At 65.4% G+C, this 11,698-nt stretch carries 12 protein-coding genes; 2 read left to right on the top strand and 10 right to left on the bottom strand.

Going from position 1 to position 11,698, the window contains the following annotated elements:
• Nucleotides 1-57: 57 nt before the first annotated feature.
• A complete protein-coding gene (gene eno / locus F2Q65_RS00125) occupies nucleotides 58-1,335 on the bottom strand; it encodes a phosphopyruvate hydratase (RefSeq protein WP_150089184.1) in 1,278 nt (425 codons plus the stop codon).
• A gap of 146 nt (nucleotides 1,336-1,481) precedes the next feature.
• Entirely contained in the window at nucleotides 1,482-3,119 is a 1,638-nt protein-coding gene (locus tag F2Q65_RS00120; protein ID WP_211353906.1) for a CTP synthase, read from the bottom strand.
• Nucleotides 3,120-3,395: 276 nt separating this feature from the next.
• Here F2Q65_RS00120 and F2Q65_RS00115 point away from each other — a divergent pair, with 276 nt between their 5' ends.
• Both F2Q65_RS00115 and fnr read left to right on the top strand, forming a co-directional pair.
• Nucleotides 3,396-3,794, top strand: coding sequence for a sulfur globule family protein (locus F2Q65_RS00115; protein ID WP_150089182.1), 399 nt, complete (start codon nucleotides 3,396-3,398; stop codon nucleotides 3,792-3,794).
• A gap of 188 nt (nucleotides 3,795-3,982) precedes the next feature.
• The gene (fnr, locus tag F2Q65_RS00110) at nucleotides 3,983-4,741 is read left to right on the top strand and encodes a fumarate/nitrate reduction transcriptional regulator Fnr (protein WP_150089180.1); all 759 of its coding nucleotides are present in this window, start codon (nucleotides 3,983-3,985) and stop codon (nucleotides 4,739-4,741) included.
• Nucleotides 4,742-5,014: 273 nt separating this feature from the next.
• On the opposite strand, the gene F2Q65_RS00105 is transcribed toward fnr, so the two are convergent.
• The 8 genes from F2Q65_RS00105 to mnhG are packed head-to-tail and all read right to left on the bottom strand — an operon-like array spanning nucleotide 5,015 to nucleotide 11,695.
• Nucleotides 5,015-6,700 (bottom strand): Na(+)/H(+) antiporter subunit D, encoded by a 1,686-nt coding sequence (locus tag F2Q65_RS00105; RefSeq protein WP_150089178.1) that lies wholly within the window; start codon nucleotides 6,698-6,700, stop codon nucleotides 5,015-5,017.
• Nucleotides 6,693-6,953, bottom strand: a complete 261-nt coding sequence (locus tag F2Q65_RS00100; RefSeq protein ID WP_150089176.1) for a hypothetical protein — start codon at nucleotides 6,951-6,953, stop codon at nucleotides 6,693-6,695. Before F2Q65_RS00100 ends, F2Q65_RS00105 begins: the two co-directional genes overlap by 8 nt.
• Nucleotides 6,950-8,488 (bottom strand): monovalent cation/H+ antiporter subunit D family protein, encoded by a 1,539-nt coding sequence (locus tag F2Q65_RS00095; RefSeq protein ID WP_150089174.1) that lies wholly within the window; start codon nucleotides 8,486-8,488, stop codon nucleotides 6,950-6,952. The genes F2Q65_RS00100 and F2Q65_RS00095 overlap by 4 nt, the downstream gene beginning before the upstream one ends.
• Complete coding sequence (locus F2Q65_RS00090) at nucleotides 8,485-9,981, bottom strand: monovalent cation/H+ antiporter subunit D family protein (protein ID WP_211353905.1); 1,497 nt, start codon at nucleotides 9,979-9,981, stop codon at nucleotides 8,485-8,487. The genes F2Q65_RS00095 and F2Q65_RS00090 overlap by 4 nt, the downstream gene beginning before the upstream one ends.
• The gene (locus F2Q65_RS00085) at nucleotides 9,978-10,403 is read right to left on the bottom strand and encodes a cation:proton antiporter subunit C (RefSeq protein WP_150089172.1); all 426 of its coding nucleotides are present in this window, start codon (nucleotides 10,401-10,403) and stop codon (nucleotides 9,978-9,980) included. The genes F2Q65_RS00090 and F2Q65_RS00085 overlap by 4 nt, the downstream gene beginning before the upstream one ends.
• 1 nt (nucleotide 10,404) lies before the next feature.
• The gene (locus F2Q65_RS00080; protein WP_150089170.1) at nucleotides 10,405-10,821 is read right to left on the bottom strand and encodes a Na(+)/H(+) antiporter subunit B; all 417 of its coding nucleotides are present in this window, start codon (nucleotides 10,819-10,821) and stop codon (nucleotides 10,405-10,407) included.
• Nucleotides 10,822-10,823: 2 nt separating this feature from the next.
• The gene (locus F2Q65_RS00075) at nucleotides 10,824-11,378 is read right to left on the bottom strand and encodes a DUF4040 domain-containing protein (RefSeq protein ID WP_150089168.1); all 555 of its coding nucleotides are present in this window, start codon (nucleotides 11,376-11,378) and stop codon (nucleotides 10,824-10,826) included.
• Complete coding sequence (gene mnhG, locus F2Q65_RS00070; RefSeq protein ID WP_150089166.1) at nucleotides 11,375-11,695, bottom strand: monovalent cation/H(+) antiporter subunit G; 321 nt, start codon at nucleotides 11,693-11,695, stop codon at nucleotides 11,375-11,377. The genes F2Q65_RS00075 and mnhG overlap by 4 nt, the downstream gene beginning before the upstream one ends.
• Between the last annotated feature and the right edge of the window lie 3 nt (nucleotides 11,696-11,698).

Genomic DNA, 11,698 nt, shown 5'->3' with positions numbered 1-11,698 from the left:
TCGGTCCACCATCCAGACGGGACCCGGCGCGCAGGCACGCGCCGGGAAGGGTGGGTATTACAGGTGCCGGAAGGCGGAGCGCCCAGCGTAGACGGCAGCGTCGCCGAGCTGATCCTCGATGCGCATCAGCTGGTTGTACTTGGCGACACGGTCCGAGCGCGACAGCGAGCCGGTCTTGATCTGGCCGGTGGCCGCGGCCACGGCCAGGTCGGCGATGGTGGTGTCCTCGGTTTCACCGGAGCGGTGCGACACCACGGCGGTGTAGCCGGCAGCGTGGGCCATGCGGATGGCGTCCAGGGTCTCGGTCAGGGAGCCGATCTGGTTCACCTTGATCAGGATCGAGTTGGCGATGCCCTTGTCGATGCCCTCCTGCAGGATCCGCGTGTTGGTGACGAACAGGTCATCGCCCACCAGCTGCACCTTGTCGCCGAGTCGCTCGGTCATGTCCTTCCAGCCATCCCAGTCGCCCTCGGCCAGGCCGTCCTCGATGCTCAGGATCGGGTACTTGCTCACCCAGTCCAGCAGCAGGTCGGTGAGGCCCGCGCTGTCGAGGGTGCGGCCCTCGCCCTTGAGCACGTAGGCGCCGTCCTGGTAGAACTCGGAGCTGGCCACGTCCAGGCCCAGGTAGATGTCCTTGCCGGCCTTGAAGCCGGTCTTCTCGATGGCCTCCAGGATCACCTCGATGGCCGCCTCGTTGGACGGCAGGTCGGGCGCGAATCCGCCCTCGTCGCCGACGGCGGTGGCCAGGCCACGGCCGTGCAGCACGGATTTCAGCGCGTGGAACACCTCGGCGCCATAGCGCACGGCCTCGCGCATGCTCGACGCGCCCACCGGCAGGATCATGAATTCCTGGAAGTCGACGCTGTTGTCGGCATGCTCGCCGCCGTTGATGATGTTCATCATCGGCACCGGCAGGCGGTAGTCGCCGTCACCCAGGGACTGATACAGCGGCATCGCCCGCTCCTGCGCGGCGGCATGGGCCGCGGCCATGGACACCCCGAGGATGGCGTTGGCCCCCAGGCGCCCCTTGTTCTCGGTGCCGTCGAGCTCGATCATGCGCCGGTCCAGCGCCTCCTGCCCGGTGACCTCCAGGCCCAGCACGGCGTCGCGCAGCTCGCCGTTGACGTTGCCGCAGGCGGTCAGCACCCCCTTGCCGCCGTAACGCGCAGGGTCGCCGTCGCGCAGTTCCAGCGCCTCGCGCGAGCCGGTGGAGGCACCGGAGGGGACAGCGGCCCGGCCGATGGCGCCGTCGGCAGTGATGACATCGACCTCGACGGTCGGGTTGCCGCGGGAGTCCAGGATCTCCCGGGCGCGGACATCGACAATTTCTGACATGACGTGGGTCCTTTGGATAAGAGAAATGAACAAGTCACTGAAACGAAACGCTGTTGGCCGGGGCGCTGCTGTGTTGCCTTTGGGTCACTGCCGGCCGGCTGCTGGCTGGCGACCGCTCGCTGGCCACCAGCTGAGCCCGGGGCGGCCTAGCGCTCCGCCTGCCTGCGCCGGCGCGCCAGCGCCGCCCGGATGAAGCCCCGAAACAGGGGGTGGCCGTCCCGCGGCGTGGACGTGAATTCCGGATGGAACTGGCAACCCACGAACCAGGGGTGGTCCGGGATCTCGACGATCTCCACCAGCTTCGAGTCCAGCGACCAGCCGGAGAAGCGCAGACCGGCGTCCTTCATGGCGTCGCAATAGTGGTTGTTGAACTCGTAGCGGTGGCGGTGACGCTCGCGAATCTGCGGATCGCCGTAGACCTTGCGCGCCAGGCTGCCGGGCTCCAGACGGCAGTACTGTCCGCCGAGGCGCATGCTACCGCCCAGATCGACATCGGCGTCGCGGGTCTCGCGGCGGCCGTCTTCGGTCTGCCATTCGGTGATCAGCGCGATCACCGGATGCGGGGTGTCGCGGTTGAATTCGGTACTGTGGGCGAGATCCAGCCCGGCCACATTGCGCGCAAACTCGATCACGGCAACCTGCATGCCGAGACAGATGCCGAGGTAGGGAATGCCGTTGGTGCGGGCATGGTGCACGGCGGCGATCTTGCCCTCGATGCCGCGCTGGCCGAAGCCGCCGGGCACCAGGATCGCATCCAGGCCGCTCAGGCAGTCGGTGCCGCTGCGCTCGATCTCCTCGGCGTCGATATAGCGAATGTCAATCCGCGTATGGGTGTGCACGCCGGCGTGGGCCAGGGCCTCGGTCAGGGACTTGTAGGCCTCCGTCAGGTCCATGTACTTGCCCACCATGCCGATGGTGACGCTGTCCGTGGGGTTGTCGAAGCCTTCCAGCACGCGCTGCCATTCCGTCAGGTCCGCCTCCGGCACTTCGAGCCTGAAGTGCCGCACCACCAGCGAGTCGAGCTGCTGGGCGTGCAGCAGCATCGGGATGCGGTAGATGTTGTCCGCATCCACGGCGGATATGACGGCGTTCTCCGCCACGTTGGTGAACAACGCGATCTTGCGCCGCTCGTCATCTGGCAGTTGCTGCTCGGCGCGGCACAGCAGAATGTCCGGCTGGATGCCGATGGAGCGCAGCTCCTTCACCGAGTGCTGCGTCGGCTTGGTCTTGATCTCGCCGGCGGTGCGGATGAAGGGCACCAGGGTCAGGTGCATGAACAGGGAGTTCTCAGGCCCGAGTTCCACCCGCATCTGGCGGATGGCCTCCAGGAAGGGCAGCGATTCGATGTCGCCGACTGTGCCGCCGATCTCGACCATGGCCACATCCGCCTCATTGGCGCCGAGCCGGATGCTCTGCTTGATCTCGTCGGTGATGTGCGGGATCACCTGCACCGTGCGGCCCAGATAGTCGCCGCGACGCTCCTTGCGGATGACGCTCTCGTAGATCTGGCCGGTGGTGAAGTTGTTGTTGCGGCCCATGCGGGTGCGCAGGAAGCGCTCGTAGTGGCCGAGGTCGAGGTCGGTCTCGGCGCCGTCGTCGGTGACGAAGACCTCGCCGTGCTGAAACGGGCTCATGGTGCCCGGGTCGACGTTGATGTAGGGGTCGAGCTTGATCATGGTGACCCGCAAGCCGCGGGCCTCGAGCAGCGCGCCGAGGGATGCCGACGCAATCCCTTTACCGAGCGACGAGACCACGCCGCCGGTGATGAAGATGAATTTGGTCATGATCCTTGGATTCGAGAGGAGGGCGGATACGGCCGGCCACCGCTGGCGGTCAGCAGTCGCAAAGGTAGCAAAATACGGGATTATCCTCAATTCGCGTGGGCAAGAATCGCACCGGTTCGTCCCCCTGGAGACGAACCGCGACCAAGGCTTCACAAGCAAAGGGTGGAAACGTATACTCGGTCGCGTTCGTAGAGAATGCGAACGATCATTGCATCGCGGAGGGGCATGACCCCATTTCGCGACTTACGGTGAGATAATGACTCTGGAGCGTCACAAATGAACAAGCTTGCAAAAGTCATCGGCATCGCAACCGTTGCCGGTGCTGCCACCTTCTCCATGAGCTCTGCCCAGGCGTGGTGGGGTCCGGGCTGGGGTGGCCCCGGTTACGGGTCCGGCTGGGGTGATGGCATGGGTGATGTGTTCTCCGACATGTTCGGCGACGGTTACGGCGACTTCAACATGAGCATGTCCGGCGGTGGTCGCGGCTGGGGTCGCGGTCGCGGTTACGGCTATGGTCGCGGCTACGGTTACCCGTACTACGGCGGCTACGGTTACCCCTACGGCGGCTATGGCCACCCCTATGGTGGCTACGGTTACCCGTACGGCGGCATGCCCTACGCCCCTTACGGTGCGCCGGTCGCTCCTGCCGCGCCCCAGGCCGGTGAGGCGAAGTAAGCACGCGCGTCCGTGAGGACCGCTTGCCGTTCAGGCCGGTAATCCCGAAGGGGCCGGCCAACGGCGGAAGGCCGCGCCCATGGCGCGGCTTTTTTTATGGGTTTATGGGGAATCTTGTTCGGGATTACGCTTGATCCAAATCAAGCAGAGTTGCACAATAGGCGCGTCAGAAACACAGGTCTGCTGCCTTGGCTCAAAGAAAAGTTATTTCCTTCGAGAACATCCGGGTCGCCTGCAGAAACTGCACCCTGTCGCAGCTCTGTTTGCCGATGGGGCTGGTGGCCGAGGATGTCGATCGCCTGGATGGCATCATCAAGCGATCACGGCCCATGCATCGCGGCGACCACCTCTTTCGGGGTGGCGAGCGGTTCCGGTCGTTGTTCGTCGTCAAGACGGGTTCGGTGAAGACCTATGCCCCGAGCTCGGAGGGTGGGGAGCAGGTGCTGGGCTTCCATCTGCCGGGGGAGATCATCGGTCTGGACGCCATCGAAAAGGACTGTCACGCCTGTTCGGCAAAGGTGCTCGAGACCTCGGCCATCTGCGAGATCCCCTTCCACCGGCTCGAGGAGCTGGCATCGAGCATTCCGTCGTTGCAGCACCAGATGTTCCGCTTGCTGAGCAAGGAGATCGGGCACGATGCGGAGATGTTGCTGTTGCTGGGCAAGAAGAACGCGGAGGAGCGTCTGGCCGCCTTCCTGATCAGCATGTCGAAGCGCCTGAGCAAGCGCGGCTTGTCAGCAACGGACTTCTATCTGAGCATGTCTCGGCACGAGATCGGCAACTATCTGGGGCTCGCGGTGGAGACGGTGAGCCGTCTGTTTACCCGGTTCCAGGACGAGGGTCTGCTGAACGTCGACCGCAAGCACGTCCAGGTGCTGGATCTGCGTTCCCTGGAGGGCATCGCCGGCATCGTCCAGGCCGAGGACCATCAGCAGCATTCCAACTGATCGGTCCTTTGTTTGCTGTTCCCGGGGTATCGTCGCACCCCTACCTTGCCATTGTCAGCGGCCTGAGCCGCTGACAGTCAAGAGACCTGGAAACCGTGTTTTCGGGTTTTTTTAGCTGATATTGGCCTGGTTCGTACCAGGGAGGCCAACCAGTCAGCATCGCCTTCCAGTCATTCTGGCCGCAAGCGTCTTGGGCTTTGCGGGCAACGCTTTCTAGATCCCTTCGTGGCGCCGCCGCTCCAGCCGGCATTGTGGCGGCAAGCACCTGCCGGGCTACAGGAAATAGAGCAGCAGCGAGCAGCCGAGCATCACCGCCACCCAGAACACCATGCTGCCCGTGGGCCAGGTCCTGGCCAGGATGCCATGGGGCCCGTGGTGGGCGTACAGGTTGTCGATCAATCGACCGATCCTGGCGCGACCGCGTTGTTCCAGGTCTGCGCGGGTCTGCGAGGTGCGGTCGCTCACGTCCAGTGCCAGGCCGTGGAAGAAGCGGCGATAGAACCAGTCGAAGTCGAGGCTGATGGTCAGGGTACGTTTCATCAGGCCGAGCAGCACGAAGAATGCGAAGCCGGAGAACAGCAGCAGCTGGAATTGGGACACCAGATGGCCGACGGTGTAGGGCTGGTAGTCCACCGGGTAGGGCAGCAGCGCGTACAGGGGCTGCGGGAATAGGCCGATGGCGATGCACAGGAAGGAGAACAGCCACATGGCCCGGAGCATGTTCTTCGGCGGCTCCGCGGGGCGCAGTCCGGAGTCTTTCTGGAAGAAGACGAACCAGGGAAACTTGATGCCCGCGTGCAGGAACACGCCGGCGGAGGCGGCCAGCAGTAACAGCCAGACCACCAGCAGGCCCTCGTTGGCCGCGGCGGAGGTCTCCAGGGACTTGGTGACGAAGCCGGAGGTGAACGGAAACGCGGAGATGGCCAGAGCGCCGATGATGCCGTTGATGGCGGTCAGCGGCATGGTCTGGAACAGGCCGCCCAGGTCGGTGCATTTGCGCCGGGCAGTCATCATCAGCACGCCACCAGCGGACATCAGCAGCAGCGCCTTGTAGATGATGTGCGCGAAGGCATGGGCCGCGGCGCCGTTGAGCGCCAGTTCGGTGCCGATGCCGATGGCACAGACCATGAAGCCCACCTGATTGACGATGCTGTAGGCCAGGATGCGGCGCATGTCGTTCTCGAGCAGCGCGTAGATGATGCCGTAGAACACCATGTACAGGCCGATCCAGATCAGGATCTCGGTGCCCGGAAACATGACCAGCAGCGCGAACACGGCGGTCTTGGTGGTGAAGGCGGACAGGAACACGGTGCCGCTGGGGGAGGCCTCGGGATAGGCGTCGGCGATCCACGCAGACAACGGCGGGGCGCCGGCGTTGACCAGGATGCCGATCAGCATCAGCACTGTGCCCAGGGAGTCGGGCTCGAGGGCCTGCACGCTGAGATCGCCGGTGTCGACTCCGTGGGCGACGATGCCGGCCATCAGGAGCACGCCCCCCAGCAGGTGGATCAGCGCGTAGCGGAAGGCGGCGCGCCCGGCGGCGTCGGTGCCGGCGGCGAAAATCACCAGGGTGGAGCCGATGGCCATCAGTTCCCAGTAGATGAACAGCGTGACCAGATCGCCGGCAAAGGTGACGCCGATGGCGGAGCCGGCGTAGACATAGGCCGCCACCAGTTCCAGGATGGAGGCCTGGCGCAAGGCATAGAGTCCGCCGGCAAAGGCCATGATGGCGAATACCGTCGCGAACAGTCGACCGGCGGCGGTGGCGTGGACCGGATCCAGTTCCAACCCCATGAAGGGGATGCCCGCACCGCCATTTCCGGAAACCAGCCAGACCAGCGCCAACGCCAGCACCGGCAATCCCAGCACCAGGGCGGTACGGTGCTTGCCCCGGCTTTGCGGGATCAGGAATGCGCCCAGGATCAGGACCAGGCCGGGCGGCAGCGCGAGATCAATCATCGTAGTAGGTATCCTCGCGCTTCAGGAAGATGCCAAGCAGTTTGGCTCCCACCACCATCAGCGCACAGGTGACGAAGCCGTACCAGGCGAAGAAGCCGAAACCGGTATCCAGCCTGAAGTCCGATCCGGCCACATGGGCATGGTGCTGGATGAAGAACTCCGGCGCCAGGGCAAGGGCCAGGATCAGAATCTGCAACGCCCACAGCTTGGGCAGATTCTCCTTGCGATAGAGCCAGTGCCTTTTCTCGCTCATGGCAGTGCCTGGGGAATGTTTGACGGTGGGACGTACGGCTGGGACCCGTTCGGCTGGAAATCATCCGACAGGGGTAGCTCGACCAGTTGTCCGGCAAGGTCCAGCGGAACCTGATGGAACAGGAAGAACAGCACCGTCAGCCCGGCGGTACAGGCCAGGGCGATGACGATGGGTCGGGGTGCCTCGCCATGCTGGGCCGGATCATCCTCGGCCGGTCGGGCAAAGGCGGTGAAGATGATGGGCAGGAAGTAGGCCGCATTCAGTACCGTGGACAGCACGATGACGCCGACCGCGAACAACTGCTGTGTCTCGAACGCCCCCAGCAGCATGTACCACTTGGAGATGAAGCCCGCCGCGGGCGGCACGCCGATCATGGACAGGGCGCCGATGCTGAAGGCGGTCATGGTCCAGGGCATGCGCCAGCCGATGCCGCGCAACTGTGAGATCTCGGTCTTGTGCGCCGCGGTATAGATGGAGCCGGCGGCAAAGAACAGGGTGATCTTGCCGAAGGCGTGGGCGACGATGTGCAGGGCCGCACCGATGATGGAGACCGGTGCCAGGATGGCTGCGCCGAGCACGACATAGGACAGCTGGCTGATGGTGGAGTAGGCCAGCCGGCGCTTCAGGTTGTCCTGTCGCAACGCGATCAGCGAGGCCACGATGATGGTGAAACCGGCCACGTACAGCAGCCAGGAGGCCGCGGGCACGGCGTGCAGACTGTCGACGCCGAACACGTAGACGATGACCTTGACCACGCTGAAGACACCGGCCTTGACCACCGCCACCGCGTGCAGCAGCGCGCTGACCGGGGTCGGCGCCACCATCGCCGCCGGCAACCAGCGGTGGATGGGCATCAGCGCCGCCTTGCCGATACCGAACATGAACAGGAACAGCAGCAGCCCGAGCCAGGGACCCTGCAGCTTGTCGCCCACAAGGCCGCCGACGGTGAAGTCGGTGGTACCGGTCAGGCTCCACACCCACAGGATGGCCGGCAGCAGCAGGCCGATGGAGGTGGTGATGAGGATGCCCAGGTAGACGCGTCCGGCGGCACGGGCCGCATCGTTGCCCTTGTGCGTCACCAGCGGATAGGTGGACAGGGTGAGCAGCTCGTAGAAGACGAACAGGGTCACCAGATTGGCGGCGAAGGCGATGCCCATGGTGGCGAACAGCGCCAGCGCAAAGTAGCCGTAGAAGCGCGTCTGGTGCGGTTCGTTGTTGCCGCGCATGTAGCCGATGGAGTAGACCGAGTTGATCGGCCACAGCAGTGCCGCCACTAGCGCGAACAGCATGCCCAGGGGCTCGACGCGAAAGGCGATGGCGATGCCGGGAAACAGCTCGGCAAACACCCACTCCGGGCGCAGCCCCGCCAGCACCGACGGCAGCAGGCTCAGCACCACCAGCAACAGCAGCCCGGCGGCGACCAGGGTGACGCGTTCGCGCTGCTCCGGCCTGCCGTGGAACAGCCAGATGCCCCCCATGGCCCCCAGCGGGATGACCAGGGCAAGGACGATGCCGATGGCATTCCAGTCCGTCATGGGCCCACCCCCAGCAGATCCGCGGCGGCGCTACCGGCCAGGCCGATCAGGGGCCTGGTATGGATGCCCAGATAGACATTGGCAAGGGCCAGCAGCCAGATCGGCACCAGCAGTGTCAGCGGCGCTTCAGACACCGGTGCTGAACCGGCCGGCCGCGCGCGGAAGTAGGCCGCCTCGACCACCCGCCAGACATAGACCACGGCGATGAGCGAGGTGGCCAGGATCAGGATCACCAGGGGCCACCAGCCGTTCTCCATCGCCCCCAGCAGCAGATACCACTTGGAGACGAAGCCCACGGTCAGCGGTACGCCGATCAGGCTGAGCCCACCCACCACGAAGGCGGCCATGGTCCAGGGCATCTCTCGGGCGATGCCGCCCATGCGCTCGATATTGGTGCTACCGATGCGGTAGACCACCGCGCCCAGGGCCAGGAAGAGCGCGCCCTTCATCAGGGCGTGGTTGAACAGGTGCAGCAGGCTCGCGGTGAGCCCGGTGAGGTTGACCATGCCCAGGCCGAGCAGCATGTAGCCGATCTGGGCCACGGACGAGTAGGCCAGCATGCGCTTGATGTCGTGCTGGAACACCGCGACCACCGAAGCGATGAAGATCGCCGCCGCCGCCAACGGCAGGATCAGCCACTCCACGTGCATGGTGCCGAAGCTGAACGGGGCGCCGAATACCGTGTAGAACATCCGGATCATGGCGTACAGGGCCACCTTGGTGGCGGTGGCGGCCAGGAAGGCGCTGACCACCGAGGGTGCATAGGTGTAGGCGTTGGGCAGCCACAGATGCAGCGGAAACATGGCCAGTTTCAGCGCCAGGCCGACGCTGATGAAGGCGAAGGCCGTCTTCACGGTGCGCAGATGCGCCAGTTCCGGCAGCCGCTGGGCAAGGTCCGCCATGTTCAGCGTGCCGGTGACCATGTACAGCAGGCCGACACCGATGATGTAGAAGGTGGCGCCGATGGTCCCCATCACCAGGTACTGGTAGGCGGCGGTCAGCGCCCGCCGGTTCCGCCCCAGGCTGATCAGGGCGTAGGTGGACAGCGACGACACCTCCAGCAACACGAACAGGTTGAACGCGTCGCCGGTGATGACGATGCCCAGCAGACCCGCCAGGCACAACAGCAGCAGGGTGTAGAACAGCGGCTGCCGGTCGGCATCGATCTCGGCATCGACGCTGTGGCGGGCATAGCTCAGCACCAGCGCGCCGATCAGCGACACGATCAGCAGCACCATGGCCGCCAGGCGGTCGACCACGTACTCGATGCCCCAGGGCGCGGCCCAGCCGCCGAAGGCATAGCGCAGCACGCTGCCGTCGCTCACCTGCAGCAGCAGGGCCAGGCTGATCAGCAGACCCAGCCAGGCCACGAGCGTGGCCCATGCCCAGGCCGCACGCCCACGGCCGAGCAGCAGGCACACCGGGGCGGCGAGCAGCGGCAGCACTACCTGCAGCGCCGGGAGGTTCTGGGCGATGGCGGTGCCGAGACTCACCGTCGGGCCTCGCCGGCAGAATCCGCAGTCGCCGTCTCGGATCCCTGAGCCAGGGCTGGGGCGCTGCCGTGCGGGGGATCGTCCTGGGCGTAGATCTCGTCTTCTTCCACGGTGCCGTAGGCCTCCTTGATGCGCACCACCAGCGCCAGTCCCAGGGCGGTGGTGGCGACGCCGACCACGATGGCGGTGAGGATCAGCACATGCGGCAGCGGGTTGGAGTACAGGCTGCCCGGATCGGCCACGATGGGCGCCGTGCCGCCGCTGACCTTGCCCATGGAGATGTAGAGCAGGAAGACCGAGGTCTGGAAGATGTTCAGGCCGACGATCTTCGCCACCAGATTGCCCCTGGCGATGACCACGTAGAAGCCGGTCATCATCAGGAAGAACACCACCCAGTAGTTGTACTGGCCCAGCAGTTCCATGTCAGCGGTTGCGCTCCATGAAGGCGTAGAAGATGGTGAGCATGATGCTGGCCACGGTGATGCCGACCCCCAGTTCGATCAGCAGGATGCCGTAGTGCTGCCCGTGCACCGGATCGTGCGCCAGCAGGTTGTAGTCCAGGAACGCGCCCCCCCGCAGCATCGACACGACGCCGACGCCGCCGTAGAGCAGCACGCCGAAGGCGGCGATGGGCGGCAGGATGCGTGGCGACACCAGGCGGACCGCCTGCTCGAAGCCGTTGACCAGGGCGTAGAGGATGATGCCGGCGGCAAAGATGACCCCGGCCTGGAAGCCGCCACCGGGCCCGAAGTCGCCATGGAATTGTACGTACAGTGCGAACAGCAGAATGTACGGGATCAGCAGCTTGGCGATGATCCGCAGGACGAAGTCGCGTTGCATGGTCAGTCTCCGCTGCTGCCCGGGTCCCTGTGCTGCCGGCGTCGCCGGCCCAGCAGTACCAGCACGGCAACGCCGGCGGTGAACACCACCGCGGTCTCGCCGAGGGTGTCGAAACCGCGGTAGCTGGCCAGCACCGAGGTGACCATGTTCGGCACGCCGACCTCGGCGGGCGAATCCTGGATGTAGCGCGGCGCCACATGCTGGTGCACCGGGGCCTCGGGATCGCCGAACCGCGGCATGTCCGCCGTGCCCCACAGCAGCACGACACCGGTGATCACCACCACCGTCAGCGGCAGCGCACGGGAGTGCTGTTGCGGTGCCTGCCGGTGCCCCACCAGCGCCAGGGTGCCGAGCATCAGCACGGTGGAAATGCCAGCGCCCACCGCCGCCTCGGTGAAGGCCACATCTACCGCATCCAGCGCGATGAACACACCGGCGGTGATCAGGCTGTAGATGCCGAACAGCATCACCACCGCGAACAGGCTGTTCAGCCGCACGATGGCGATGGCGGTGGCGACCAGGAAGGTCAGCAGCACGATGTCGATCAGGTGGGTCATGACGCGTCCCGTGGTTCGGACAGCACCGGCTTCAGGCCCGAGTGCTCCGCCGCCCGAGTCAGGGCATGGCTGGCCACCGGGCTGGTGTACCACAGGAACAGCAGGATGAAGAGGAGCTTCATGCTGATCAGGGTCAGGCCGGCCTGCAACATCAGTCCCAGCAGGATGCAGCCGGCGCTCAGGGTGTCGGTGACGCCGGCGGCGTGCACGCGGCTGTAGAAGTCGGGAAAACGATGGACACCGACGCCGCCGGAGATGCCCAGGAAGACACCGGCGGCCAGCAGTAGCGTGGTGAGGAGATCCAGCAGCAGTGCCATGGG

Source organism: Thiohalocapsa marina, assembly GCF_008632335.1.
Classification (GTDB): Bacteria; Pseudomonadota; Gammaproteobacteria; order Chromatiales; family Chromatiaceae; genus Thiohalocapsa; species Thiohalocapsa marina.
The sequence above is the reverse complement of the archived record's forward strand: the minus strand, read 5'-3'. Positions and strand labels throughout refer to the sequence as shown.